This window comes from Micromonospora sp. NPDC020750 (genome assembly GCF_044334565.1).
GTDB lineage: Bacteria > Actinomycetota > Actinomycetes > Mycobacteriales > Micromonosporaceae > Micromonospora.
Window position 1 is genome coordinate 20,114 of sequence record NZ_JBIRTH010000007.1, and the last position, 23,834, is coordinate 43,947.

Consider the following 23,834-nt stretch of genomic DNA (forward strand, 5'->3'; position numbering starts at 1 on the left):
GGATCACTTGCTGACAACCCGCGTACTGTACGCCCTGCGTAGTGCCGGAGGTCACATCGTGGGGCACCGTGTCCGGATGATCTTCGTCGCTGTGTTATGCGAAAGAATCTGATATAAGGCCCGGGAACGACGGAAGGGCCGCCCTCCCGGTCGGGAGGGACGGCCTGATCAGCGAATCAGTTGGTTGAGCGGCGGGTCAGCCAGAGAAGTTGATCGACGGGTCAGCTGGAGTCAGCGGCCCACCGGCCAGACCATCCGGACCTCGGTGCCCACGCCCTCGTCGACCGGGCGCACCTGGAGGTCCTCCACGAAGCCGGCGAGCAGGGCGAAGCCCACGCCGGTGGTCAGGTCGTCCTCGTCCAGCGACTCGTTGGCGAGCTGGTCGGCATCGAGCGCGGTCAGGCCGATGCTCGCCTCGATCGGCGCCCGGTCCACCACCCGCACCGAGTACGACCCGGTGTCGGACATCTCCACCAGCACCGGGTCGGACACGTGGTACTGCCGGTGCAGGGCCACCGCCCGGGTGCACGCCTCGCCGATGGCCAGGCGCACCTCGTCGAGCAGGTCCTCGCGCACGCCGGCCCGCCGGGCCACCGCGACACCGACCAGCCGGGCGGTGCGGACGTGCACCGGCGCCGGCGAGAAGGAGAGCCGGACCGTGGCCATCAGGCGCCGGCACCGGTCGGATCGGCCCCGATGGCCGCGTCGACCGTCGGGTGCAGCGGGAACACCTGGTCCAGCGCGGTGATCCGGAAGATCTTGAGCAGCGGCTCCTTGTCGCAGACCAGCGCAAAGCTGCCACCGACCGAACGCAGCCGCTTGAGCGCGCCGACCAGCACGCCGAGGCCGGTGGAGTCGAGGAAGTCGACCCGGCCCAGGTCGACCACGACGTGACGGGCCCCACCGTCGATCAACTCCAAGAGCCGTTCCCGCAGCCGGGGTGCGGTGTAGACGTCCACCTCACCGCCCACCTCGAGCACCGTGTGCTCCCCCACGGCACGGGTCGCCAGCGACAGCTCCATCGGTCCTCCTCGCAAGAGTCGTAAACTCTCCTGGGCATCTAACCATCCCCGCCGCCGGCGTACGTGAGGTCACCGGTGGAGGCTCCCCCTTACCCACAACCCACGCCAGTCAACTCCGAACACTTGTGCGAGAGTGCAGGACGTGAGCCCCGCAGCAACCGTATCCGCAGGCCGCGGGCCCGACCGCCCGCCGATGGGTGCACCGGCCGAGCTGCTGCGCCAGCTGCGCGCACGTACCGGCGCCGACCCGGTCACCCACGTCGAGCGGGTGCCGGCCCGGGCCGGGGAGCGGGCGCCGTGGCCCGGGTGGACGCCCGAGCAGCTGCGGGCGGCGTTCTCCCGGCGCGGCGTGGTCGCGCCCTGGCGGCACCAGTCCCGGGCCGCCGACCTGGCGTACGCGGGCAGGAGCGTCGTCGTCGCCACCGGGACGGCGTCCGGCAAGTCCCTGGCGTACCAGCTCCCGGCGCTGGCCACCCTGCTCGCCGACCCCCGGGCCACCGTGCTCTACCTGTCACCGACCAAGGCGCTCGCCGCCGACCAGCTACGCGCCGTCGCCGGCCTGGAACTCGACGGGGTACGCCCCGCCTGTTACGACGGGGACACCCCGCGCGCCGAGCGGGACTGGATCCGCCGGCACGCCCGGTTCGTGCTGACCAACCCCGACATGCTGCACCACGGAATCCTCCCCGGGCACGCCCACTGGTCCGGCTTCCTGCGCCGGCTGGCGTACGTGGTCGTCGACGAGTGCCACACCTACCGGGGGGTGTTCGGCTCGCACGTCGCGCACGTGCTGCGCCGGCTGCGCCGGCAGTGCGCCCGCTTCGGCCGTACCCCCGTGTTCATCCTGGCCTCGGCCACGTCGGGCGACCCGGCGACGGCGGCCGGGCAGCTCACCGGCCTGCCGGTGGCCGCCGTCACCGAGGACGCCTCCCCGCGCGGCGGGGTGACCTTCGCCCTGTGGGAGCCGCCGCTGCTGCCCGCCGACGCTGACGCCACCGTCGCCGACCTCGCGCCGGTGCGCCGGTCGGCGCTGCGGGAAACCGCCGACCTGCTCGCCGACACGGTCGCCGCAGGGGTACGCACCCTCGCCTTCGTCCGGTCCCGCAAGGGCGCCGAGGTCGTGGCCGCCAACGCCCGCCGCGCCCTGGACGAGGCGGTCCCCGGGCTGGGTGAGCGGGTGGCCGCCTACCGGGGCGGCTACCTGCGCGAGGAGCGGCGCGAACTGGAACGGGCGCTGCTGCACGGCGACCTGCTCGGGCTCGCCTCGACCAACGCGCTGGAGCTGGGTGTCGACCTGGTCGGGCTGGACGCCGTGCTGATCTGCGGGTGGCCGGGCACCCGGGCGTCACTGTGGCAGCAGGCCGGCCGGGCCGGGCGCTCCGGCGACGAGGCCCTCGCGGTGCTGGTGGCCCGGGACGATCCGCTGGACACCTACCTGGTGCACCACCCGGAGGCCCTGTTCGGGCGGCCGGTCGAGGCGACCGTGCTCGACCCGGCCAACCCGTACGTGCTCGGCCCGCAGCTCGCCTGCGCGGCGGCCGAGGCCCCGCTCACCCCGGCCGACCTGGAACTCTTCGGCGAGGGCGCCAAGGAAGCCGTCGACTCGCTCGTCGAGGCGGGCGCGCTGCGGCAGCGGCCGACCGGCTGGTACTGGCGGCACCGCGAGCGGCCCGAGGTCGACCTGCGCGGCGAGGGCGGGGCGCCGGTGTGCGTGGTGGAGGCGGCCACCGGGCGGCTGCTCGGCACCGTGGACGGCGGCTCGTCGCACTTCCTGCTCCACCCCGGCGCGGTCTACCTGCACCAGGGCGTCTCGTACGTGGTCGACGCGCTCGACCTGGCCGACGGCTGCGCGCTGGTGCACCCCGAGGAGCCGGACTGGTCCACCCACGCCCGGGACGTCACCTCGCTGACCGTGGCTTCGGTGCGCTCGTACGTCGACGCCGGCCCGGTCGGGCTGTTCCTCGGCGAGGTCGACGTGACCAGCCAGGTGGTGTCGTACCAGCGGCGGCGGATCGCCTCCGGCGAGGTGATCGACACCCGGCCGCTGGACCTGCCGGCCCGGGAGCTACGCACCGTCGCGGTCTGGTTCACCCTGTCCCCGGAGTCGATGACCTCGGCGGGGATCGCTCCGGCGGACGTCCCCGGGGCGCTGCACGCCGCCGAGCACGCCGGGATCGGGCTGCTGCCGCTGATGGCCACCTGCGACCGGTGGGACATCGGCGGGCTCTCCACGGCGCTGCACCCGGACACCGAGGCCCCCACCGTCTTCGTGTACGACGGCCACCCGGGCGGGGCGGGGTTCGCCGAGCGGGCGTACCGGACGGCGGCGCAGTGGCTCCGGGCCACCCGCGACGCGATCGCCGAGTGCGGCTGCGAGGCGGGGTGCCCGTCCTGCGTCCAGTCCCCGAAGTGCGGCAACGGCAACAACCCGCTGTCGAAGCCGGACGCCGTCCGGGTCCTCGACGTGGTGCTGGCCAACCTGCCGGCCGACCACCCGCCCCGGCAACCCGGCCCCGCCGACGCGCCCGACGCCGAGCCACCCGGGGACGGGGAGCTCGATCGGATGCTGGCGTCCGGAGCGCAGGAATAGATCACGGCCCGGCGGGGCATTGACACATGGGAGCGCTTCCATGCGCTCGCGCACCCCACCACCGCCCGAGCACGTGTTTCCCGCCGGAGGAGGAGTCGTGGCCGACACCATCGCCGAGACCGTCGACCTGCTCTACACCATCGACCAGGACCAACTCACCCCCGACCAGCAGATCGCCCTCGGCAGCGCGCTGGCCGCGCTGGCCCAGGCGGAACGGCTGGAACAAATCAACGAGCGGCTGCGCAGCATCCACCAGGTGCTCAACGCCTGGGCGCTCAAGGCCACCGTCGACGGCGGGCGCTGAGGCGCCCGGCCGTTGCCCGGGCACGGGCCTCGAAGCACCCGGATCATCGGGCCGCACACCGAGTACGCGCGGCCGGCGGAAGCAGTTGGGGTGCCCGGGGTGCGTGGCCGGGGCCGAACGACCGGTCGAGGGCTGTGCGACACTCCGGCGACGTCCTGAAGGAGATTTCATGCAGCTCGACGCCTTGCAGCACCAACAACAGTTCCACATCCGGCAGCGGATTCGGATGATGGTCAACCAGTACCAGGTCCACGCCGTCGCCCCCGACGGGTCGGAAGGCGAGATGCTCGCGTTCGCGCAGCAGAAGCGGCTCGCCTTCAAGGAGCAGGTGACCATCTACACCGACGACACCAAGCAGCACCCGCTGCTGGGCTTCAAGGCCCGCCAGCGGCTCGACCTCGGCGCCACGTACGACGTGACCGACCACGCCGGCAACCCGATCGGGCTGTTCCGCAAGGACTTCGCCCAGTCGCTGCTCCGCTCGACGTGGCACGTCGAGCAGGCCGGGCTGCCCCAGGTGACCGGCCAGGAGCGGAGCATGCCGGTGGCGCTGCTGCGCCGGTTCGTGGACTCGCTGTCCTGGCTGCCGTACCACTTCGATTTCACCGCGGGCGGCCAGCCGGTCTTCTCGGTCGTCAAGAAGTGGGGCCTGCGCGACCGATACATCGTCGAGGTGCAGAACCCGCAGGTCGACCGCCGGCTCGTGATCGCCATGGCGATCGGCCTGGACGCCCTCCAGGGCCGCTGACCATCGCCGTCTCCGGGGCGCGTGCCGTCGGCACGCGCCCCGGCCGGTCGTGATCGACTACGTCAGCGGCCCTATGTGGCCACCTGACCCGAGCTGGCGAACACCCACCGCCCTCATCCGGCTGAGACTGGCCGTGCCGTGTTCCGGGCGGGGCAGCCGGGCTCATCGCGACCGCACGGCGTCGAGGTCAGTCACGCACTGGCCCGGCACGGGAGGTCACGGTGGCGACCCGGGTGAGGCCGGGTACCGGGGAGACCGTCACCTCCGCCGTCACCACGGCGTCCAGCCCGTCCAGCCGACAGCCGGCCAGCCGCGCCCCGTTGGCCCGTACGACCTCGTCGGCGGACGCACAGGCCACCGGGTCGCCGGCCAGGGCCCGACCCGCCCCGGCGAGCGCGCCGAAGTCCGCCGCCACCCGGGCCTGTTGCCGGGCGACCCGGGCCGCGCCGACCGCCGCCCCGAACAGGCCCACCACGACGAACACCAGCCCGACCGCGAGCAGGCACACCGTCGCCCCGCCCCGCTCGCCGTCCCGCCGGGCAGCCCCGGTGCCCCGTGCACAAACCGTCACGATTGCGGACCAGGGACGCCGGGCTCGACGGCGGCGACCGCGGTGGCGGTCACGGTGATCCGGGGCAGGCGGGCACCGAGGGCGCGTACCGGCGCCCGCGCCGTCGCGGTGACCCGATCGCCGTCCGCCACGACCGAGACGTCGGCCCCAGCCGGAGCCGCCGCAGCGCCCGCCGGCACTCCGGGCTGGCCCCGGGAGGCGGCCAGCGCCGCCTCCCGGGCCGCTCCCAGGCAGGCCGCCTTCGTTGCGACCGCGTTGACGGCGGTGAGCCCGGCCAGCAGGAGCAGCAGCAACGCCGGCAGGCCGGCGGCCAGTTCGGCCGTGAACGACCCGCGGTCCCGTGGCGACCGGGACGAACACGGCCGTGCCGACGCGGTCGGCCGAGCTGGCCCCGGCCGTCGCCCGGGCGCTCCCCGCTCGCCCCCGGCCTGCCGGCGGTCGGTCACTTCAGCGCCCGGTCGATGACGGCGGTCAGCGCGGACTGCACGTTGCCCGACGTCAGCACCTTGAGCAGGATGCCGGCGAACGCGACGGCGGCGAGGGTGCCGACCGCGTACTCGGCGGTATTCATCCCGGCATCGCCTCGCAGGCGATTGAGGATCATGCGCATGCTTTTCCCTTCTCAACGCTCGCCGCCGACCGGGCGGCCGGCGGCGCTCACAGGACGTCACCGAGGACGGCGACGATCACCGGCACCAGGCCGGCGAGAATGAAAGCCGGCAGGAAGCAGAGCCCCAGCGGCAGCACGATGAGGACCCCGGCCCGACGGGCCGACGCCTCGGCAGCGGTGGACCGGTCGGCCCGCAGGTCGTCGGCGAGGCGGGTCAGCGCGCCGGCCAACGCCGCGCCGCTGTTCGACGAGCGCAGCGCGGCACCGGCCAGCCGCTCGGCACCCGGCACCGGAACAAGGTGCGCCCAGGCCTCCTCGGGGCCGCCACCGAGCAGCAGGGTCCGGCCGACCCGGCCCAGGCGGTCGGCCAACGGGCCGCCGAGCGCCTCCGCGACCGCCAGCACGGAACGGTCTACCGGTGCACCGGCCCGCAGCGCGGCCGCGAGCAGGTCTGCCGCGAGAGGCAGGTCGGCGGCCTCCCGGAGCCGCCGCTCCCGGAGGGCGGGGGGCTCGATCCGGCGCAGACCCCGGTCCGCCGCGACGGCGACGACGGCACCACCCAGGAACCCGGACCAGCCACCGACGACCACGACGGTCGCCACCCCGGCGAGGCCCGCCCCGAGCCGGATCCGGTCAGGCCACCACGCCGGTCTCGATCGCCCGGTCGACCGGGCCCGCCCCTGCAGGCCACGCAGGCGACGGGTGGCGCCCGCAGGCGAGCCGACGGAGAGGGCGAGCGCCGCCGCCGCGACGAGGCAACCGGCCGCCACCGCCTGCCGGGTCATCAGCGGCTCCCGTCCGGCACCGCGCCGAGGCGCTCCGTCCAGAGCAGCCCCGCCGACTGGAGGACGACGGCCGCGACAGCGCATCCGCCTCCGACGGGCGTGTGCAGCAGAACCTCGACCGGGTCGACGCCGACCCCGTACCCGAGCCCGATGCCGCCGAGAGGCAGAGCCGCGAGCAGCAATGCGGTGGCCCGCGCCCCGGCCGCCTGCGCCGCCGCGCCGGCCAGCCCTCGGTCGGTGGCCCGGGCGTCGGCCTCGACGCGCTCCAGCAGGTCGGCCAGCGGAGCACCGGTCCGGTCCGCGAGCCGGATCGCTGCCTGGGCCAACCGCCCCAGCCGGTCCGGATCGGGCGCGGCAACGGCTGGCCTGCCGGCGTCCGGGGCCGGACCGGGGATCAACCCCGGATCGTTCACCGTCCCGGAGACGCCCGGCGGACCACCGGGTGCCGGCGGGGCTCCGACGGTCAGCGCGACCTCGACCGGTGGCACGGTGGTGGCGGTCAGGGCGACATCAGCCGAGGGCAGGTGGGCGGTCAGGGTGGCGGCTGCGGTCAGCACCGGCACGCCGGCGCGCAGGTCCGCGGCGAGGGCGCTGAGCTGGTCCAGGCTGCGTCGTCGGGCGCGCTCAACGGCACGCGCGAGGCCTCTGCGCAGCACCGCCCGCGCGGCCAACGTCCCGTACGTGCCGACCACCACGGCGGCCACGGGCCCGGCCAGCAGGCCACCTGCCCCGGCGCCCACCGCTCCCGCCAGCAGCAGGCTTCGCCGGGGCGAGGCGGACAGCCACCCGGGTACCCCCGGCCGACGGCTGCTCGCCGTGCCGGCGGGGGACCGCACCGGCGACGACCCGGTACGCCAGTTCCCGGCACCGGGGAGCAGCGAGGCCAACAGCGAGCCTCGCTGCCCCGGCAGGGTGGCCTCGGGCCGGTTCAGGGTGGCAGTGGGCCGGCGCGGGTCACGACGGCCGGGCGGCCCAGACCGTCCGCCGAAGCCGAACGGGTCGGGCGGCCTGGACGGACCGGACCTCGGGGACGGCCCCGACGGGCCGGACAACGGAGACCCGCCGGAAAAGGGTCGTGGGCCGGAGGCGTCACACGGGCGGGATGGCGGGCGCGGGCGGGACTCACCGGACGGGCCGGAGAACGGACGCGGACCGGACGGCCTACCCGGGGCAGGGCACGGGCCGCCATGCTCCCCCGGCACTGCCCCGTTCCGGGGGTGCCGCCCGGGATCCCCGGCGTCCCGGGGATCACGCTGCCGGTTCGACTCCCTGCCGACAGCGCTCGGTGCGACCGCCCCGGTGGGGATGCGTACAGCACCGACCCGATCGGCCGGGTCAACGGGCGACGACGGCCGGCCCGGAGACGAGCCGAGTAATCGCCGTCGCCGGGACCGGCTGCTGCGCAGCGGCCACGCCACAGCCGCAGCGGCGACGACGAGAAGGGCCGCCACCAGCCAACTCGCCCTGGTCACTCGGATCCTCCGTGCCGGGACCCGCCACCCCTCACCTCGAACCGGTCGCCCCGATCGGAGCGGCCATCCCGATCGGGGCGATCAGGCCACACCTCGCAGAGGGCGGGCGGGACGGGCACGTCCCGCGTGCGCAGCAGCGTGCCGAGGGCCGCTGCGGCGGGACCCGGCCCGTGGCCGCGTACCCAGGCGGGGACGACGGTGATCAGGCGGTCCGGTCCCTCGGGGAGCAACAGGCAGACCGACTCCAGCACCCGGCCCCGGGCGCCCCGGCGGACCTGGAGCAGCACCTGGAGCGCGGCGGCGACCTGGGCGTGCAGGGCGGTCCGGGGCAGCCCGCCCAGCATCCCGAGCGCCTCCAGCCGGGCCGGCACGTCGGACGGGGCGTTCGCGTGCAGCGTCCCCGCCCCGCCGTCGTGACCGGTGTTCAGGGCGGCGAGCAGGTCGACGACCTCCCCGCCCCGGCACTCCCCCACGACCAGCCGGTCCGGCCGCATCCGCAGGGCCTGCCGGACCAGGTCGCTGAGTCCGACCGCGCCGGAGCCCTCCACGTTGGAGGTGCGGGCCTGCAACCCGACCACGTGCGGGTGCACGGGACGCAGTTCGGCGGCGTCCTCGACCAAGATGATCCGCTCGGTACCCGGGACCAGCCCCAGCAGCGTGTTGAGCAACGTCGTCTTGCCGGAGCCGGTGCCGCCGACGACCAGGTACGCGAGCCGGGCCGCCACCACGGCGGCCAGCACCGGCGCGACCGGCCGGGGCACGGTGCCCTGCCGGACCAGGTCGTCGAGGGTGAACGGGCGCTGCCGGAAGGTGCGCAGGGACAGGTAGGGCCCGTCCGTCGCGACCGGAGGCAGCACGGCGTGCAGCCGGGTCCCGTCGGGCAGCCGGGCGTCCGCGTACGGGGAACCGTCGTCGAGGCGGCGGCCGGCTCCGGCGGCGAGGCGCTGGGCCAGCCGGCGGACGTCGTCGATCGTGCCGAGCGGTACAGCGACCTGGCGCAGGCCCTGCCCCCGGTCCACCCACACCCGATTCCCGTTGACCAGCACGTCGGTCACCTCGGGGTCAGCGAGCAGGGGCGCCAGCGGACCCGCGCCGACGAGGTCGTCGTGCACCCGGCCGGCGATCCGGAGCACGGCGGTGTCGCCGAGGACCGCCGCGGCGGGCTCGGCGCGTACGGCGGAGACGACGGCGGCCGGGGTGACCGGGGTGTCCGCGGCGGCGAAGCGCTGGCGTACCCGGCTCGAAAGCTCCCCGCCGCCGGGAGGCGCGGTCATGCCGCACCCGACGCGGGCAGGCCGGTCAGCTCGCCGACGATCCGCTGGCAGAGCGCGGCGAGCGGGCCACGCCCGTCGGCGGCGGGCGCCTCACCCCGTTCCAGCCCTCGGCACAGGCCCGGCTCCGGTCGCAGCGTCCCGGCCAGCGGCAGCCCCAGGGAGCGGGCCACCTCGACGGCCTTCAGCCGCCCCGGGGCCGGGCCGCGTACGACGACGGAGAGTTGGGCGCAGTGCGGCGCGGCGGCGGCGACCACCCGGGCCGCCGCCGCAGTGGCCCGCAGCTCGGCCGGCACGACCAGGAAGGCCTGGTCGGCGGCCTGCAACGCGAGCACGGCCGGGTCGTCGAGGTGTCGGGGCACGTCCGCCACGACGAAGTCCCGCCCCCGGCGGGCCGCCTCCAGGGTGGCCGCCATCGCCGGGGCGGGCAGCGGCAGCAGGTCACCCCGGTCCCAGGACAGCACCACCAGGTCACCCCGGCTGGGCAGGGCCCGGACCAGCGCCGGCGGGTCGACCCGACCGTCGGCGTCGGTGAGCGCCGGCCAGCGCAGCCCCTCCAGTTGCTCCCAGCCGAGCACCAGGTCCAGCCCACCGCCGAGCGGGTCGACGTCGACGAGGAGAGTGCGCAGCCGGGCCCGGGCGGCGGTGACGGCCAACCCGCCCGCGAGGACGCTCGCCCCGGCGCCACCCCGCCCGCCGAGGACCGCGACCACCCGGGCCACGCCGTCGCCCGCGCGGTCCGGCGCACACTCGGCGAACCGGTCAACCAGCCACGGCTCGGCGGCCGGGAGGACGGCGACGTGCTCGGCCCCGATCAGCTCGGCGATCTCCCAACCGGGGTCGAGCTGCCCCGAGCGGCCCACCAGGACCATCCGTGGCCGGCGCGGCAGTCGTGCCCGCAGGCACGCCTGTGCCTGGTCGTCGCCGACCAGCACCAGCGGCGCCGGTGTCCACCGGGACCTGGCGGCGGCCGGGTCGGCGGCCACCTCGACCTCGGTGCCGCCAGCGGCGGCGAGCCGGAGCAGGTCGTCGAGGAGGTCGTCGTCCGAGGTCACCAGCAGGGGCAGCCGCCGGCGCGGTGGGAGCGAGGTACGGGGTGGCATCGCGGCCTCCAGCAGTCGGGCTCGGGGGTGCTGCCGGAGAGCGTGCCGGGAACCCGGCAGTCTCCGCCGGTGGCGCACACCCGCCTGTGGACAGCCGAGGCCACTGTGGACAACGCCCCGCAGGCGAGTCGATCTGCTATGGCGCTGCGCTCCGGAGCAGGTGGGCGGGCATCAACGCCGACCAGCGGGCGCACCGGCGAAATCGTCGGCTCGAAAAGACAAGGGCACGTGTCGCTCGGTATCGGCGGCTGGTGGTCAGGCAGGTGCCAGGATCAGCCATCCGAAGCCGACCACGTCGCGGTACCCGTTGAGGTATTCGTCGCGCCGCTGATCAGCGAAATCGCGTGCCGTCCGCGTGCCGAGGCGTTCGATTCCGGCACGCCAGTCGGACTCGAAGTCGTCCCACTCGGCGAGGGTGGAGACGGACACGTGCAGGGGCCGGAACCCTGCGTCCACGGCGAGTTGGGCCAGGGTCGCCAGGTCGGGCAGGTCACCGAAGGTCTCCCGGACCTGGTCGCCGGGGCTGGCCTGGTAGAAGCCATCAGCGAACAGCAGCTTGCCGCCGGGCACGGTGAGACGGTGCAACGCCGCGAGGGCGTGCGCGGCACCGCCCCAAATCTGGCTGGCTCCGACGTTGACGACGAGGTCGGCGGGTCGGTCCCAGGTCGCGGCATCCGCGCTGTGGTACGTGACCCGGGCGGACGCTCCCCTCTCCGCCGCGTGCAGCCGAGCCCGTTCCACGCCCTCGCCACGATCGACGCCGTGGCCGGCGATGCCGTGGGCCTCACACAGCCGCAGGAGCAACTCGCCGTTGCCGCAGCCCAGGTCCAGGGCACGCCAGTCGGCCCCGGTGGGAACCAGCCGTCGGATCAGGTCAGTCACCCGACCCTCGCTCAGTGGCGCGTTGTAGGTCAGGTTGGCCGCGGCAGCGGCCAGGTACGTCTTGGCGTCCTGGTCGGTCACCGGCACACGGTACGCGTGTCCCGACTGCCCCGGGGAACGTCGAAGGCCCCGGCCGTGGCCGTCGCTTCCAGCCAGGGTGTCCACGCGTGGCCGCCGACGGCGACCGTCCCGATGGTCAACAGCGGATCGCCCTCCAGGATCTCTCCGACACGCTGCGCCTGGTCGTCGAGTTCCTGGCGTTCGGCACCGTCCTGTCCTGTCCGGTTGCGGTCAGCGGAGCGGGCGGAAGAACTTCCGCACGTCGCCAACCAGGAGGTCGGGTGCCTCCAGTGCGGCGAAATGGCCACCACTGCTGAACTCGCTCCAGTGCACCACGTTGTGGTCGCGTTCGGCGAGGGGACGGAGGGTGATGTCGTTGGGGAACACCGCCACCCCGGTCGGGACCTGTGACCTCGGGCTGGCCTGGCCCCAGGTGCGGGCGTCCTCGTAGTAGATCCGGGCGGCGGATCCGGCGGTGCCGGTCAGCCAGTACACCGAGACGTCGGTGAGGATCAGGTCGCGGTCGATGGCGTCCTCAGGCAGGCCGGCGCTCGGGTCGGTCCACTCCTTGAACTTCTCGACGATCCACGCGAGCTGACCGACCGGTGAATCGGTGAGGGCGTAGGAGATCGTCTGCGGCCGGGTCGACTGGACGATGGCGTACCCGGACATGTCCCGGCCCCAGGTCGTCATGAACTCGAGGCGGGCCTGGTCGGCCTCGGTGAGGCCGGCCAACTCGGCCGGATCGCCGGAGGGGAAGGTGCCCAGGTTGTTGACGTGCAACCCGATCACATGGTCGGAGTCGATGCGGCCGAGCTCCGGGGTGATGATCGCTCCGGTGTCGCCGCCCTGCGCGCCGTAGCGGTCGTAGCCGAGGCGCTTCATCAGCTCGGACCATGCCTGGGCCACCCGGCTGGTGCCCCATCCGGGTGCGGCGAGCGGGGTGGAGAAGCCGAAGCCGGGCAGGGACGGGGCCACGACGTGGAAGGCGTCGGCGGGATCGCCACCGTACCGGGCGGGATCGGTCAGCGGGCCGATGATGTTCATGAACTCCACGACCGAGCCGGGCCAGCCGTGGGTGAGGATGAGCGGCACCGCTCCCGGCTCGGGCGAACGAACGTGCAGGAAGTGCACGGTCTGTCCGTCGATCTCGGTCGTGAACTGGGGAAACTCGTTCAGCCGAGCCTCATGGGCGCGCCAGTCGTACTCGGTGCGCCAGTAGTCGGCCAGATCCTTCAGATAACCCAGCGGCACCCCTGCCTCCCAGCCCGTGGCGGGCGACTCGTCCGGCCAACGGGTCGCGGCAAGCCGCTGGCGCAGGTCGTCGAGGCGGTCCTGGGGAACTTCGATCCGAAACGGGGTGATCTGTTCGCTCATGAACAGCACGCTACGGGCGAGCTAGGACAGCTCTGGCCCTAGCTTCCTGGCAGACTCGGGCCATGTTGGAAACCTCCGCCCGGTTGCTGCGGCTCCTCGGGCTGCTACAGACACCCCGCGAGTGGTCCGGCGCCGAGCTGGCGCAGCGCCTTGAGATCGACGTACGGACCGTGCGCCGCGACATCCAGAAGCTGCGTGACCTCGACTACCCCGTGCACGCCACCCCTGGCGCTGCCGGTTACCGGCTTGGCGCGGGAACGAAGCTCCCGCCGCTGCTTCTCGACGACGACGAGGCCGTCGCTGTCGCCATCGGGCTGCGCACCGCCGCCAGCGGCACGGTCGCCGGCATCGAGGACACCTCGCTACGCGCGTTGGCCAAGCTCGAACAGGTCCTGCCGTCGCGCCTACGGCACCGGGTCAACCTGCTGCACTCGGTCACCGTCACGGTCCCCACCACCGGCCCCACCGTCGACCCGGACGTGCTGGTCGCCATCGCCACAGCCTGCCGCGACCACCAGAGGCTCCGCTTCGACTACCGTCGCCACGACGGCACCTCGTCGGTACGCGACGCCGAACCCCACCGGCTCGTCCACAGCGGACGGCGCTGGTACCTCATCGGTTGGGACACCGACCGAAGCGACTGGCGCACCTACCGTGTCGACCGGATCCAGCCGCGCATCCCGACCGGACCCCGATTCACGCCACGACAGGCACCCGCCGCCGACTTCGCCGCGTACCTGACCAGCGGCGTGTCCACCGCCTCCTACCGCTACCAGGCCAAAATCACTTTGTACGCCTCGGCTGAGGCCGCCGCCGAGCGGATCGCGCCCACCGTCGGCGTCATCGAAGCCATCGACCCGCACACCTGCATGCTGCACACGGGGTCGAATTCCCTGGACGAGATCGCCGTCTACGTCGCGCTGTTCGGCTTCCGTTTCCGCATCCACGAGCCACCCGAGCTGGTCAGCCACATCCGAGGCCTCGCCGCCCGACTGACCGACGCCGTCGAGGATTCCTGAGCAGCGTGATGGCCGGCCGGCCCCACGTAGCGATTCGCTTCGACGTGGTGCAGGACGAGGATGGCCTGCACGATTGCGGTGGCCCGGCGGGGACAGCAGCGCAGCTTGGCCAGGATCTTCCAGGTCTTGAGCGTGACGATGGCTCGTTCGCCACGAGCGCGGATCCTCTACAAGCGGTCGATCCGACGCACGGTTCGGCGTGGCCCGATCTCGATTGACGGATGATCGAGCGGGTTCTACGGTCGCGCGATGCGACCTGGAGAGATCGTCGTCGTTGTCGAGCAGGTACGCGCTCTGATCGACGAGCAGTTCCCCGAGTGGTCGGACCTGCCGATCGTTGCGCAGCCGTTGAACGGCACCGACAACGCGCTGTTCCGGCTGGGCGACTCCCTGACCGCACGGCTACCGCGGGCGCAGTGGGCGGTCGACCAGGTGGCGACCGACACGACCTGGCTGCCGCGGCTGGCGCCGCATCTTCCGGTGTCGGTGCCGGTGCCGATCGCGGTTGGCCGGCCGGGCGGGGACTATCCGTGGCCGTGGACGGTCGTCCCGTGGCTGGACGGGCGCAATCCGGAAGCCGGGCAGGACCTCGTCGACCTCGCCGTCGACCTCGCCGGCTTCGTGCGCGCGATGATCGCGATCGACCCGATGGGCGGGCCGGTCAAGGAGGGGATTCAGCGCGGCGTACCTCTGGCGCAGCGGGACGAGCTGACCCGCCGGTCGATCGCGGCGCTGGGCGACCGGATCGACGGGCGGGCGGTGACCGCGGCGTGGGACGAGGCGATGGCGGCGGACGAGTGGCCCGGACCGCCGGTATGGCTGCACGGTGATCTCCTGGAAGGCAACCTGCTGGTCGACCGGGGCAGGCTCACCGGGGTGATCGACTTCGGCGGTCTCGGCCGCGGCGATCCGGCGGTCGAGGTGCGGCCGGGCTGGAGCCTGTTCGATGCCCGCGCGCGGGCCGCCTACCGGGAGGCGCTCGGGTTCGACGAGGCGACCTGGGTGCGGGGGTGGGCCTGGATGCTGTCGGGGTCGCTCTACTGGCTGGCGGACCTGTGGGACTCGATCAGCGAGGACAACCGCGAGGACACGATCCGCTACATCGACTACATCGTGCGTCGCCGCCACGACTGACCTGCGGTGCCGCTGCGAGCAGCATGACCGCTGTCTTACCTGGAGCCTCGCCTTCATCGATCTCCGGGCTCGCCGTATCCACCCTGAGCTGCGAGATCAGCTTGGAAAAGGCTCAATGACCGGGTGTACCCCCGCACCCGCTCAGGCCCTCATATGCGATCTGGGCCGCCTCGGTTGCATGACGGGGGCGATTCGTCGTTGCACGATCAGACCCGCCGGCTGGACGAAGATCTCCCGACGGGCCACGGCCTCGCCCTTGGCATCGAGCTGGTACCCGTCGAGCCAAACCCAGCCGTCGTAGGTGATCAGGTCAGTCCGAACCTTGATCAATCTGAACATCATCGGCCTGACGAACTGGACGCTACATACGGCGGTTATGTACAGGACGTCGCCGGCCTTGAGTTCGATCATCGGCGAGGGCCGTACCTACGCCAGGCGGTGATCCGGTTCTTGGCCGCCCGAACCAGAGGACACCAGCCGCTCGGGCCGCAAACGGCGCACCGGCGGTGCCTGTGCCAATCGAGCGTGTGCCAGGCGGCCCGTATCAACAGGGGCAGCCGACGCGCGATCACTTCGCCCCCGCCCGGCAAGACCCAGCAGCGCGGGCGAGGTCAAGCCGGTCCCTGCTCCTCCAGAGCCACGACACGCAAGAGTCCCACCGAAAGTCCTGGCGCAGCTTCACGAGTTCGAGGTTCCGGGCGTCGCGCAACCTCATCGATGCCTCCCACGGGGTCCGGTTTCTGCGGCACCCCGGCCCGCCGGGCTCCGCCTCCACCAGACCGGGGGTACCGCGCCACCGATCACACACCCTCCACCGCCCCCTGTCAACACAGGCAGGCCTGAGAAGGCGGACCTCTTAAAGCAGGTCGCTTAAGTCGGACCATTTTGGGTAGGTCAGCGCATGCCTACCGTCATTCGCATGGGTGAGCCGGAGGTCCCGGGACCGCTCGTCGGTCCAGGCGAGATCATGGACATGCTCGGCGTGAGCCGGTCGCGGTTCAGACAGATCATCATGCAGCCGTATTTCCCGCGCCCGTTCCAGACCCTGCAGGCCGGTTCGGTGTGGCTGCGATCCCAGGTCGAGACGTACATCCGGGACTACCGCCGTCCCCGGCCGCCAGCGGACGAGGACGCCCCGGGCTGACCAAACGCCCCCGTACAGGAGGCGGCGGCATCGGGTGGAAGTAAGGGCCGGAGGCCGCCCGCAGGGCAGTCGCGCAGCCCACTGGGCCGCAGTACTGGGACCTGGCTCAGCAGGGCCAGCGGGCGCGGGCCCTGTGGAAAGATCCGGCCATGAACCCCTTCGCTGCACCACTGGACGGCATGAGCACCCTGGTGATCGGGGGTGGAGGCGAAGGCATCGGGCGCGCGATCTCACGTGCCTTCGCTGCGGCCGGCGCAGCCGTCGCCGTCGCCGACGTCGCTCCGGACCGGGCACATGATGCCGTTCATGAGTTGACAGCGTCTGGTGCCCGCGCGGTTCCACTCGTCGGTGACGTGCGCTCGCGCTCGGATCTGGACGGGTTCGTCACCCGCACCACCGGCGAGTTCGGTCGGCTCGACACACTGGTGACCGTCGTCGGAGGGCAGGTCGCGTTCGTACCCGCGGTGCGCCTGCACGAGATGGACGACGACGACTGGGATCTGGCGTACGAGATGAACCTTCGTTATGTGGCGCGTGCGGCCCGGGCTGCCATCCGCGCCTTCCTGTCCCAGGGCAACGGCGGGTCCATCGTCAGCGTCGGGTCCGTCGCGGGGGTCATGGCCGCACCCATGCAGGCTGGCTACGGTGCTGCCAAGGCCGGGCTCGCCAGCCTCGCCAAGACCGTCGCTGCGGAGTACGCCGGTGACGGCATCCGCATGAACGTGGTGGCCTGCGGTGCCATCGCAACGGCGGCGGCGAATTCCGCCCAGCGCACCGCGGAAGTCCCTGAGATTCCGATGGGTCGAATCGGCGTCCCTGATGATGCCGCCGCGGCAGCGGTCTACCTGGCCTCTCCGCTTGCGGCCTACATGACCGGGCAGAGTCTCGTCGTCGATGGAGGGGTCACTGTACGTGGCCCGTTCGCAACCTAGACATGGAGGCGCGGGCGGCGGTCACGGGAACGCATCGGCAGCGCTGGGCCAGGGAACCGTCACGCGTGACCTGAGCATCACCCTTCGTACACGGCGCACGGGTGAAGATCAGGTTCAGACCGTGTTGCGGTAGCCGACGCTGATGACCCGCTGGGCCGTCTCGTCGTAGTACTTCGGATCGCTCGGGGCGAACGTGCCGAGGCCGTCGACGTACCGGTTGACCATGCAGAAGGCCGCCGCGATCAGCACCGTGTCGTGGATCTCCTCGTCGGTGGCGCCCTCGGCGCGCGCCGCCCCGACCAGTTCGGGGGTGACGCTGCGTCCACTGTGCTGCACAGCCCCGGCGATGTGCAGCAGGGCGCGCAGCTTGGCACTGACCGGGGCGTTGTCCAGGTCGGCGCGTACCTGGTCGACCAGGGTCATGCCCTCGTCGAGCAGGGCAGCGGCGAACGCCGAGTGCGCCGAGCAGCAGTAGGTGCACTCGTTCAGGCCGGAGACGTACGAGGCGATCAACTCGCGGTCGGCCGTCGACAGGCTGAGCGGCCCACGCAGCAGGGTCTCGGCCAGTTCCATCATCGGCTTGCCGGTCACCGGCCGGTACTTCAACGGGCCCCGGACCCCGGGAAACTCGTTCTCGTCCACGCCCAGGTCGATGTGTGCCATGACGTCACGCCCCAATTCGGCTAGCGGGTGAAACTTCGGGTGACCGGTACGGGTCAGCGGTCCAGCACCGGCAGGTAACCATGGGTGGCGACCCGTCCGGCCGGTCCCAGATACCACTCCTGGTCATCGGGTACGAGCGTGCCGAGGCCGTCGACGTACCGGTTGAACATGCAGTACGCCGCCGCGATCAGGACCGTGTCGTGGATCTCCAGGTCGGTGGCGCCCTCGGCACGGGCGGCCTCGACCAGTTCGGGGGTGACGCTGCGTCCACTGACCTGGACGGCTCCGGCTATGTGCAGCAGGGTGCGCAGTTTCGCGGAGATCGGGGCGTTGTCCAGGTCGGCGTGAACCTGGTCGACCAGGGTCATGCCCTCGTCGAGCTGCACGGCGGCGAAGGCCGAGTGCGCCCCCTGGCAGAACCGGCACTCGTTGCGACCGGAGACGTACGCGGCGATCAGCTCCCGCTCCCCGGGGGTGAGCGGGTGCGGCCCGCGCAGCAGCGCCTCGTTCAGCGCCAGCAGGGGGCGGCCGGTCTCCGGCCGGTAACGGATCAGGCCGTGGATGCCCAGGTAGACCTGCTCGTCCTGGCCAAGGTCGATATGTGCGATGACCTGATGCTCCGGGTTCTGCTCGTGGGGCGGGCGGGGTTCGGTCGGTGGCGCCGGCCGGAGTCGTCAGACGACCTGCCGGTAGCCGGCGTTGACGATGCGCCCGGACGCCCGCTCGTACCACCCGGGGTCGGCCGCCGGTTGGGTGCCGAGGCCGTCGACGTACCGGTTGAACATGCAGAAGGCCGCCGCGATGAGCACCGTGTCGTGGATCTCCAGGTCGGTGGCGCCCTCGGCACGGGCGGTCGCAACCAGCTCGGGGGTGACCTCGCGTCCACTGACCTGGACGGCCCCGGCGATGTGCAGCAGGGCGCGCAGTTTCGCGGAGATCGGGGCGTTGTCCAGGTCGGCGCGTACCTGGTCGACCAGGGTCATGCCCTCGTCGAGCTGCGCCGCCGCGTACGCCGAGTGCGCCGAGCAGCAGTAGGTGCACTCGTTGCGGCCGGAGACGTACGCGGCGATCAGTTCCCGCTCCCCGGGGGTGAGCGAATGCGGCCCGCGCAGCAGCACCTCGACCAGCTCAAGCAACGGCTGACCGGTCTCCGGCCGGAAGCGCAGCGGCCCACGGACGCCTGGGAGCTCGGTCTCATCCACCCCTAGATCGATGTATGCGATGGGGTCACTCTCCTGAATTTCGAGGCCGGTCCCTGATCGTGGCTGAGGATCGAATCTAGTGAGTCCACTGCGGCAACTCAAGGGTGTGCGCTGTTCGGTAACGTCCACAAAGGACTGTCGTCGGCTGTCGTAGCCTCACCTGACACCGTCGGGCCTGGCTGTCTGTGGAGTGTTCTTTCGCGCAGCCTCGCGGCGACCGCCGATGGTCCCGAGCAGGTGCGGAGGCTGCGCTTCCGGCGCACGTGTTCGGGCGGCGCGGCCTGGCCGAGGAGCACGTCTAGACGCTCGTGTCGTCTACAGTCGGACACTCTCGACGCAAGGTAGTGGGTACGGTCTCCGCCGTGGACCTTCGATCTCGGCGAGCCGCTGGTACGCGTGTACTCGGCACCATGGCGATAGTCACGGGGCTCTTGCTCTCGCTGCTGACCCTGTCGAGCAACTCGGGGTCGACCGAACCGCACATCCTCGCGTTCCTCCTTGCCCTGACGGGGATCGGACTGCGCATCGAAGCGGCGATCATCGAAGCTCGAACCTAGCGAAGCTGGTTCACCTACCGTCGGCTGACGACACGGCGGTCCATCGGTAGGCCGGCGGTGTCGACGCGCGGGCCGAGGGATGGGGCGTCGGCACAGTTCGACGGCGACCCGCGCGTTGGGGTCACGCAGGCTGAAGACGTTTCTCAGAGGTCATCGCCGGGCGCTGACCTGCCAACTGTTGGTGCAAAAATGCGGCGGCGACACACTGAGGGATATTTGCCATCAAAAGTCCCTGTGAGCATATGGCGAAAACCTACTACCTAATGGGTCTCTCCTGGCCTCCCCCATTGGGTTCCGCACGGAGTTTCCTTCACTAGGCAAGGAACGTCAGGATAACGCCTGGATGATAAGATGCCAGACGACTCGGCCACTTGCTCAGGCCCATCGCTTGAGTGGCAGTAGTAATATGCCGTGTTGGCACGCCCATGCGGTTTGCTTCGGATTAACTTCCGGGGCAATGCTCGCATCCCCGAGGCTGCGGGTGACGCTTATTTTAAGGTCAGGCAAGGAGACTAGTGGCCGAGTCACTACCTGACGCTCCCTCTCCGATGTTGGAGCGTCTGGAAAAAAGAAGTTACACGACCTATCTGTGCCGACTAAATGCCTCTCGCCGCCTCAGCCACGCGAACACCGCATGGAATTTCGCTCTAGTTGCCTTGTCGACATCGACGGCAATTGCCTCTGTCGGGCTGCTAACGAAGCGGGACATGTACGGCGTTGGCGGAGATGCCCTCATGGTCTCTCTATCCATACTTTCGTTGGTCGCTTCGCTTGTTGTTTCGGGTGCCGGTTATGGAACTCGGGCACGGGCAATGGAAGAAAACTACAAGAGGATTCAGCAAATCTCTGTTGCGGCTGAAAACCTCAAGGAATATGCAGGGCCGGATCGGCAAGATAAAGGTGAGAAGTTGCAGTGGGAGTATGAGGTTGCAGTCGCCTCAACGGAGAACCACACCAGCCGCGACTTCCACAAAGTGCAATCGTCAATCCAGGGTGGAACCAGAAGCAAGGCGAAGCGACTTCATGATCTCGCGGTTTCTGCGGCATATTCGTCGGTGACCTTGCTCCCATACGCCAGCTTAGTGGTACCCATTCTGATACTGATACCATTTGGCACCTGGTTCTTCAATGGCATCTAGACCGGCTTCTAGAATCTTTAGGTCAGCGACCGCCCCGTCCAACCTAGTGCGTGTCTATCAGGAACATGTGCTTGGAACGCGGGCTCGGGGGCGCGATGGAGTAAGCCCCGATGCACTGAAGAGTGAGATCAAAGAAGTGGCTCCTTTATCTCTCGAAGAATGAGATCAGGGACATACCGATTCAGCGCCTACCGAGAGTTTCTCCAACTCAGAGGGGCGGGGCGGCCGCCACGTATGCTGTCGGTGCCAACCGCTCGCGATCGAATCGCACTTCGCGCCTTGTCGGATTGCCTTGGCGAGCTATTTCCTCAGACTCGGGGAACAATCCCGCAAAAGCGGGTACACCAAGTATCCGAAGCACTTAGAGCTGGCAGCTTTGATTCATACATAAAATTGGACGTGGAGAACTTCTACCCATCCATTGGTCACGGATTGATCGAGGAAGGGTTGCGCACCCGAGTGCGCAAGGAGGAAATCATTGGAGCGATTCTAGGCGCGGTGAGGACATCAACAGTTCCCGTAAACCACAGAAGCCGGATCCCGAATACGCGGGGCGTACCGCAGGGGCTTGCCATATCGAACTACCTTGCTGAGCTTGTCCTACAGAGGATCGACAGCGAGCTTTCAGCAGAGGGATGCTTCTATGTTCGCTATGTGGATGACATTCTAGTTTTGTGTGACCGTGTAGATGTTGATCGCATAAACAAGCTAGCGGTGACACTCTTTTCGGAGGCTGACCTAAAGGGTTCACGAGGCATCGGGCGCGGGGGGCAAGTCTAGCGCTGGTGATATCTCGGATGGTTTCAGCTACCTCGGATACACGTTCAATCCGTTGACCATATCCGTCCGCGATCAGAGCGTTCGAAATGTCGAAAATTCGATCGCACGCATCTTCACTCGCTATAAGTACGACAAAGACGCCCGCCTGCTTCAGACTCGAATCAACATGCTGATTACCGGCTGCATCTACGGTGGCAACTCGTTCGGTTGGCTGCACTACTTTCGCCAAATGAACGACCTTACATTACTGAAGCGACTCGACGTCTTCGTCGGCGAGATGAAAAGAAGATCCAGGGTTCCAAGCGGGTTCGCGACAAAAAGCTTTGTGCGTGCCTACTGGTCAATTACTCACCCTCATGGAAAGGATGGAAGATACATTCCCAACTATGACACCGTGGACACCGGACAGATGAGGGAGATTCTGGCGGTGCACTTGGGCGAAGAGGAGGTGGCCAAAATTTCCGATAGCGGAATAGGGGTTGCATTTGGGCGCTTCATGCGGAAAATTACGGTAGATCTCGAAAAAGACATCGGATACCTTTCCTGAGCGGACAGGATTGACGTTTACCGAATCTCCATAGAGGCCGCCTGGCCGGTTCTCCACCGGATCTTCGATCCGCAAATCACCGGTTTTGCTCAAGCACCAGGCGATGGCCCGCTCTGCTTACCCGGGTAGTCGGCCGGCGAATCGGACCTGCTCGACCCGTCCACGCCCTTAGGCCTGGACGGAGCCCCGGCCGTTCTAGAGTCGTTGCGCCCTCGATTAACGGGCAGTGACCGCGACCGGTCCGCCGCCGCAACTCGGCGCGCTGACTCGCGTGCCCTTTCCTGCACCGGCCGTTCGGGGCACGACCTCGCCGGCGGCCGGCTCGCGAATCTCAACCGCTCTCGACGCTGCCGCCTGCGGCTGCTCTCCGGGCTTCCCCGCCTATGCCTGCGCCAGCCGTAGGGGGACGCACGAGGAGCACACGGCCTTCGTCGTCGAAAAAGAGGGCGCCGGCGGCGGCGTTCGCACCCCGCAACGGCACCCCCTACGGCTCGGAGGGCATCGGTGAGCCAACTCGAACTCATCCCCACGACTACCGTTGCGCATCCCCCGGCGCAGGATGCGCGAGCCGTTGGCCAAGGACGCGCTCAAGCCGTTCGCCGAGCAGAACGGCGTCTGCGTCCGCCCCCTCGCCCTGCGTCGCACCGACACCGCCACCGGCCTGACCGAGGTAATGGAGGTGCCCTGCGGGGCGACCCTCGCGGCGAAGCGCAAGCCCTGCGCCGAACGGAGCCGGCGGCTCCACCTGGGCCGGAAGAAGATCGGAAAAGGGACGACCCCCGTCGGGGGGAGACGGGGGTCGTCGGGCGGTTCGGCTCCGGGGGGGTTGAGCCGAACCGACTCAGCGGTTACGGGGGGTGCAACCGCCGAGGGCCTGCTTCGCACGACACCTGAGTCCTCGTCGCAACCACAAGCATGCCTGAGCAGACCCGTATACGTCGAGTGGTGTTGACTCCACTCAGTGCGAAATTGTGTTCGGAGAGTGTGACCGCCGTCACTGACGGGCAGCAGTCCTAGGGGTCGCCCCCAGGTCGGGCCGGGGTCCGTACCCCAGGGACCCGCCGACGATAGTCCATCGGGCTAGACTTTTGCGCCGTGGGCCGAAGTGCCGCTTTTTTCGATCTGGACAAGACCGTCATCGCCAAGTCGAGCGCCTTGGCGTTCGGTCGGCCGTTCTACCGGGATGGGCTGATCACCCGGCGGGACGTGGTCAAGTCGGCGTACGCGCAGCTGATGTTCCGGCTGGGCGGCACCGACGAGCAGACCATGGCCAAGACTCGGGACTACCTCGCCGCGCTCTGCAAGGGCTGGCAGGTGGAACAGGTCCGCCAGATCGTCGCGGAGACACTGCACGAGCTGATCAACCCTTACGTGTACGCCGAGGCGGCGGCCCTCATCGAGGAGCACCAGGCCGCCGGCCGGGACGTCGTGCTGGTCTCCGCCTCCGGCGAGGAGATGGTCCGACCGATAGGCGAACTGCTCGGGGTGACCGACGTGATCGCCACCCGGATGACGGTGGCGGACGGCCGCTACAGCGGTGAGGTGGAGTTCTACGCCGCCGGGCCGAGCAAGGTCGAGGCGGTCAGCGAGCTGGCCAGGGAGCGCGACTACGACCTCGCCGACTCGTACGCGTACTCCGACTCGATGAGCGACCGGCCGCTGCTGGAGTGCGTGGGCCACCCGAGCGTGGTCAACCCGGACCGGGCGCTGCGCAAGCTGGCCAGCGAGAACGCCTGGCCGGTGCTGGAGTTCCGGCACCCGATCCCGCTGGGCCGCCGGCTGCGGGAACGCCCCGCCGTCCCCGTCGCCGCGGCGGCCCTCGGCGTCGGCGTCGGGGTGGCCATCGGCATCGCCTGGTACGGCCGGCACCGCCGCACCCGCACCGCCCCGGTCGCCTGACCGACGCCCGGGACCACCCCACC

The 23,834-nt window shown here is 70.5% G+C and carries 26 protein-coding genes and 2 pseudogenes; 12 read left to right on the forward strand and 16 right to left on the reverse strand.

What is annotated here, in order from left to right:
- Positions 1 to 231 precede the first annotated feature (231 nt).
- Both ACH4T9_RS21415 and ACH4T9_RS21420 read right to left on the reverse strand, forming a co-directional pair.
- The gene (locus tag ACH4T9_RS21415) at positions 232 to 666 is read right to left on the reverse strand and encodes an ATP-binding protein (protein ID WP_396671505.1); all 435 of its coding nucleotides are present in this window, start codon (positions 664 to 666) and stop codon (positions 232 to 234) included.
- Positions 666 to 1,022: an STAS domain-containing protein gene (locus ACH4T9_RS21420; protein WP_396671506.1), complete on the reverse strand. Its 357-nt coding sequence runs from the start codon at positions 1,020 to 1,022 to the stop codon at positions 666 to 668. Before ACH4T9_RS21420 ends, ACH4T9_RS21415 begins: the two co-directional genes overlap by 1 nt.
- A 193-nt stretch (positions 1,023 to 1,215) precedes the next feature.
- Between ACH4T9_RS21420 and ACH4T9_RS21425 the strand changes: the two genes are divergently transcribed.
- The 3 genes from ACH4T9_RS21425 (at position 1,216) to ACH4T9_RS21435 (ending at position 4,664) form a co-directional block, all read left to right on the forward strand.
- Positions 1,216 to 3,612 (forward strand): DEAD/DEAH box helicase, encoded by a 2,397-nt coding sequence (locus ACH4T9_RS21425; protein ID WP_396671507.1) that lies wholly within the window; start codon positions 1,216 to 1,218, stop codon positions 3,610 to 3,612.
- A gap of 97 nt (positions 3,613 to 3,709) precedes the next feature.
- Positions 3,710 to 3,916 carry a hypothetical protein gene (locus ACH4T9_RS21430; RefSeq protein WP_396671508.1) on the forward strand — a complete coding sequence of 69 codons (207 nt, stop codon included), beginning with the start codon at positions 3,710 to 3,712 and terminating at the stop codon, positions 3,914 to 3,916.
- A gap of 169 nt (positions 3,917 to 4,085) precedes the next feature.
- On the forward strand, positions 4,086 to 4,664 hold the full coding sequence (locus ACH4T9_RS21435; protein ID WP_396671509.1) for a hypothetical protein: 579 nt from the start codon (positions 4,086 to 4,088) through the stop codon (positions 4,662 to 4,664).
- A gap of 187 nt (positions 4,665 to 4,851) precedes the next feature.
- Here the strand turns inward: ACH4T9_RS21435 and ACH4T9_RS21440 are convergent, their stop codons facing one another.
- The 9 genes and pseudogenes from ACH4T9_RS21440 to ACH4T9_RS21480 form a co-directional block, all read right to left on the reverse strand.
- Positions 4,852 to 5,235: an Rv3654c family TadE-like protein gene (locus ACH4T9_RS21440; protein WP_396671510.1), complete on the reverse strand. Its 384-nt coding sequence runs from the start codon at positions 5,233 to 5,235 to the stop codon at positions 4,852 to 4,854.
- Positions 5,232 to 5,549 carry a TadE family type IV pilus minor pilin gene (locus ACH4T9_RS21445; protein ID WP_396672034.1) on the reverse strand — a complete coding sequence of 106 codons (318 nt, stop codon included), beginning with the start codon at positions 5,547 to 5,549 and terminating at the stop codon, positions 5,232 to 5,234. Before ACH4T9_RS21445 ends, ACH4T9_RS21440 begins: the two co-directional genes overlap by 4 nt.
- A gap of 128 nt (positions 5,550 to 5,677) precedes the next feature.
- A complete protein-coding gene (locus ACH4T9_RS21450) occupies positions 5,678 to 5,845 on the reverse strand; it encodes a DUF4244 domain-containing protein (RefSeq protein WP_350884280.1) in 168 nt (55 codons plus the stop codon).
- Between the two features lie 47 nt (positions 5,846 to 5,892).
- Positions 5,893 to 6,630, reverse strand: coding sequence for a type II secretion system F family protein (locus tag ACH4T9_RS21455; protein WP_396671511.1), 738 nt, complete (start codon positions 6,628 to 6,630; stop codon positions 5,893 to 5,895).
- Positions 6,630 to 7,412 (reverse strand): annotated as a pseudogene (locus ACH4T9_RS21460) (hypothetical protein); the annotation flags it as partial. The pseudogene ACH4T9_RS21460 and the gene ACH4T9_RS21455, both read right to left, overlap by 1 nt.
- Positions 7,413 to 8,098: 686 nt before the next feature.
- Positions 8,099 to 9,376, reverse strand: coding sequence for a TadA family conjugal transfer-associated ATPase (locus tag ACH4T9_RS21465; RefSeq protein WP_396671512.1), 1,278 nt, complete (start codon positions 9,374 to 9,376; stop codon positions 8,099 to 8,101).
- The gene (gene ssd / locus ACH4T9_RS21470; protein WP_396671513.1) at positions 9,373 to 10,476 is read right to left on the reverse strand and encodes a septum site-determining protein Ssd; all 1,104 of its coding nucleotides are present in this window, start codon (positions 10,474 to 10,476) and stop codon (positions 9,373 to 9,375) included. Before ssd ends, ACH4T9_RS21465 begins: the two co-directional genes overlap by 4 nt.
- A 255-nt stretch (positions 10,477 to 10,731) precedes the next feature.
- Positions 10,732 to 11,439 carry an SAM-dependent methyltransferase gene (locus ACH4T9_RS21475; RefSeq protein ID WP_396671514.1) on the reverse strand — a complete coding sequence of 236 codons (708 nt, stop codon included), beginning with the start codon at positions 11,437 to 11,439 and terminating at the stop codon, positions 10,732 to 10,734.
- A 210-nt stretch (positions 11,440 to 11,649) separates the two neighbouring features.
- Complete coding sequence (locus ACH4T9_RS21480; protein WP_396672035.1) at positions 11,650 to 12,783, reverse strand: epoxide hydrolase family protein; 1,134 nt, start codon at positions 12,781 to 12,783, stop codon at positions 11,650 to 11,652.
- A gap of 74 nt (positions 12,784 to 12,857) precedes the next feature.
- On the opposite strand from ACH4T9_RS21480, the gene ACH4T9_RS21485 reads away from it, so the two are divergent.
- Positions 12,858 to 13,814 (forward strand): helix-turn-helix transcriptional regulator, encoded by a 957-nt coding sequence (locus ACH4T9_RS21485; RefSeq protein WP_396671515.1) that lies wholly within the window; start codon positions 12,858 to 12,860, stop codon positions 13,812 to 13,814.
- Between the two features lie 20 nt (positions 13,815 to 13,834).
- Here the strand turns inward: ACH4T9_RS21485 and ACH4T9_RS21490 are convergent.
- Positions 13,835 to 13,978: pseudogene (locus ACH4T9_RS21490) on the reverse strand (IS5/IS1182 family transposase); the annotation flags it as partial.
- An 85-nt stretch (positions 13,979 to 14,063) separates the two neighbouring features.
- On the opposite strand from ACH4T9_RS21490, the gene ACH4T9_RS21495 reads away from it, so the two are divergent.
- Complete coding sequence (locus ACH4T9_RS21495; protein ID WP_396671516.1) at positions 14,064 to 14,948, forward strand: aminoglycoside phosphotransferase family protein; 885 nt, start codon at positions 14,064 to 14,066, stop codon at positions 14,946 to 14,948.
- A gap of 141 nt (positions 14,949 to 15,089) precedes the next feature.
- On the opposite strand, the gene ACH4T9_RS21500 is transcribed toward ACH4T9_RS21495, so the two are convergent.
- The gene (locus ACH4T9_RS21500; RefSeq protein ID WP_387020862.1) at positions 15,090 to 15,359 is read right to left on the reverse strand and encodes a hypothetical protein; all 270 of its coding nucleotides are present in this window, start codon (positions 15,357 to 15,359) and stop codon (positions 15,090 to 15,092) included.
- A 508-nt stretch (positions 15,360 to 15,867) separates the two neighbouring features.
- Here ACH4T9_RS21500 and ACH4T9_RS21505 point away from each other — a divergent pair.
- Positions 15,868 to 16,092 carry a helix-turn-helix transcriptional regulator gene (locus ACH4T9_RS21505; RefSeq protein ID WP_396671517.1) on the forward strand — a complete coding sequence of 75 codons (225 nt, stop codon included), beginning with the start codon at positions 15,868 to 15,870 and terminating at the stop codon, positions 16,090 to 16,092.
- A gap of 179 nt (positions 16,093 to 16,271) precedes the next feature.
- The gene (locus ACH4T9_RS21510; RefSeq protein WP_396672036.1) at positions 16,272 to 17,024 is read left to right on the forward strand and encodes an SDR family NAD(P)-dependent oxidoreductase; all 753 of its coding nucleotides are present in this window, start codon (positions 16,272 to 16,274) and stop codon (positions 17,022 to 17,024) included.
- 114 nt (positions 17,025 to 17,138) lie between these two features.
- Here ACH4T9_RS21510 and ACH4T9_RS21515 read toward each other — a convergent pair whose 3' ends face one another.
- The 3 genes from ACH4T9_RS21515 to ACH4T9_RS21525 all read right to left on the reverse strand — a co-directional run bounded on the left by ACH4T9_RS21515 (position 17,139) and on the right by ACH4T9_RS21525 (position 18,910).
- Positions 17,139 to 17,687 carry a carboxymuconolactone decarboxylase family protein gene (locus ACH4T9_RS21515; protein WP_387020857.1) on the reverse strand — a complete coding sequence of 183 codons (549 nt, stop codon included), beginning with the start codon at positions 17,685 to 17,687 and terminating at the stop codon, positions 17,139 to 17,141.
- Between the two features lie 53 nt (positions 17,688 to 17,740).
- Positions 17,741 to 18,295, reverse strand: a complete 555-nt coding sequence (locus ACH4T9_RS21520; RefSeq protein WP_396672037.1) for a carboxymuconolactone decarboxylase family protein — start codon at positions 18,293 to 18,295, stop codon at positions 17,741 to 17,743.
- A 66-nt stretch (positions 18,296 to 18,361) separates the two neighbouring features.
- The gene (locus ACH4T9_RS21525; protein ID WP_396672038.1) at positions 18,362 to 18,910 is read right to left on the reverse strand and encodes a carboxymuconolactone decarboxylase family protein; all 549 of its coding nucleotides are present in this window, start codon (positions 18,908 to 18,910) and stop codon (positions 18,362 to 18,364) included.
- Between the two features lie 389 nt (positions 18,911 to 19,299).
- Here ACH4T9_RS21525 and ACH4T9_RS21530 point away from each other — a divergent pair, with 389 nt between their 5' ends.
- The 5 genes from ACH4T9_RS21530 (at position 19,300) to ACH4T9_RS21550 (ending at position 23,811) form a co-directional block, all read left to right on the forward strand.
- Positions 19,300 to 19,446 carry a hypothetical protein gene (locus ACH4T9_RS21530; RefSeq protein WP_387020855.1) on the forward strand — a complete coding sequence of 49 codons (147 nt, stop codon included), beginning with the start codon at positions 19,300 to 19,302 and terminating at the stop codon, positions 19,444 to 19,446.
- Between the two features lie 548 nt (positions 19,447 to 19,994).
- A complete protein-coding gene (locus ACH4T9_RS21535) occupies positions 19,995 to 20,585 on the forward strand; it encodes an SLATT domain-containing protein (protein WP_396671518.1) in 591 nt (196 codons plus the stop codon).
- A gap of 234 nt (positions 20,586 to 20,819) precedes the next feature.
- The gene (locus ACH4T9_RS21540; protein WP_396671519.1) at positions 20,820 to 21,365 is read left to right on the forward strand and encodes an RNA-directed DNA polymerase; all 546 of its coding nucleotides are present in this window, start codon (positions 20,820 to 20,822) and stop codon (positions 21,363 to 21,365) included.
- A 52-nt stretch (positions 21,366 to 21,417) separates the two neighbouring features.
- Positions 21,418 to 21,912 carry a hypothetical protein gene (locus ACH4T9_RS21545; RefSeq protein WP_396671520.1) on the forward strand — a complete coding sequence of 165 codons (495 nt, stop codon included), beginning with the start codon at positions 21,418 to 21,420 and terminating at the stop codon, positions 21,910 to 21,912.
- Between the two features lie 1,095 nt (positions 21,913 to 23,007).
- Positions 23,008 to 23,811: an HAD family hydrolase gene (locus tag ACH4T9_RS21550; RefSeq protein WP_396671521.1), complete on the forward strand. Its 804-nt coding sequence runs from the start codon at positions 23,008 to 23,010 to the stop codon at positions 23,809 to 23,811.
- Positions 23,812 to 23,834: the final 23 nt, after the last annotated feature.

What these genes read in the sequence shown, in the direction of transcription:
- ACH4T9_RS21420 (WP_396671506.1), bottom strand. Translation starts at nt 1,022, where the DNA reads ATGGAGCTGTCGCTGGCGACCCGTGCCGTGGGGGAGCACACGGTGCTC.
- ACH4T9_RS21435 (WP_396671509.1), top strand. Translation starts at nt 4,086, where the DNA reads ATGCAGCTCGACGCCTTGCAGCACCAACAACAGTTCCACATCCGGCAG.
- ACH4T9_RS21500 (WP_387020862.1), bottom strand. Translation starts at nt 15,359, where the DNA reads ATGATCGAACTCAAGGCCGGCGACGTCCTGTACATAACCGCCGTATGT.
- ACH4T9_RS21535 (WP_396671518.1), top strand. Translation starts at nt 19,995, where the DNA reads ATGTTGGAGCGTCTGGAAAAAAGAAGTTACACGACCTATCTGTGCCGA.
- ACH4T9_RS21455 (WP_396671511.1), bottom strand. Translation starts at nt 6,630, where the DNA reads ATGACCCGGCAGGCGGTGGCGGCCGGTTGCCTCGTCGCGGCGGCGGCG.
- ACH4T9_RS21530 (WP_387020855.1), top strand. Translation starts at nt 19,300, where the DNA reads ATGGCGATAGTCACGGGGCTCTTGCTCTCGCTGCTGACCCTGTCGAGC.
- ACH4T9_RS21425 (WP_396671507.1), top strand. Translation starts at nt 1,216, where the DNA reads ATGGGTGCACCGGCCGAGCTGCTGCGCCAGCTGCGCGCACGTACCGGC.
- ACH4T9_RS21485 (WP_396671515.1), top strand. Translation starts at nt 12,858, where the DNA reads ATGTTGGAAACCTCCGCCCGGTTGCTGCGGCTCCTCGGGCTGCTACAG.
- ACH4T9_RS21505 (WP_396671517.1), top strand. Translation starts at nt 15,868, where the DNA reads ATGGGTGAGCCGGAGGTCCCGGGACCGCTCGTCGGTCCAGGCGAGATC.
- ACH4T9_RS21515 (WP_387020857.1), bottom strand. Translation starts at nt 17,687, where the DNA reads ATGGCACACATCGACCTGGGCGTGGACGAGAACGAGTTTCCCGGGGTC.
- ACH4T9_RS21465 (WP_396671512.1), bottom strand. Translation starts at nt 9,376, where the DNA reads ATGACCGCGCCTCCCGGCGGCGGGGAGCTTTCGAGCCGGGTACGCCAG.
- ACH4T9_RS21415 (WP_396671505.1), bottom strand. Translation starts at nt 666, where the DNA reads ATGGCCACGGTCCGGCTCTCCTTCTCGCCGGCGCCGGTGCACGTCCGC.
- ACH4T9_RS21540 (WP_396671519.1), top strand. Translation starts at nt 20,820, where the DNA reads ATGCTGTCGGTGCCAACCGCTCGCGATCGAATCGCACTTCGCGCCTTG.
- ACH4T9_RS21510 (WP_396672036.1), top strand. Translation starts at nt 16,272, where the DNA reads ATGAGCACCCTGGTGATCGGGGGTGGAGGCGAAGGCATCGGGCGCGCG.
- ACH4T9_RS21450 (WP_350884280.1), bottom strand. Translation starts at nt 5,845, where the DNA reads ATGCGCATGATCCTCAATCGCCTGCGAGGCGATGCCGGGATGAATACC.
- ACH4T9_RS21495 (WP_396671516.1), top strand. Translation starts at nt 14,064, where the DNA reads ATGCGACCTGGAGAGATCGTCGTCGTTGTCGAGCAGGTACGCGCTCTG.
- ssd (WP_396671513.1), bottom strand. Translation starts at nt 10,476, where the DNA reads ATGCCACCCCGTACCTCGCTCCCACCGCGCCGGCGGCTGCCCCTGCTG.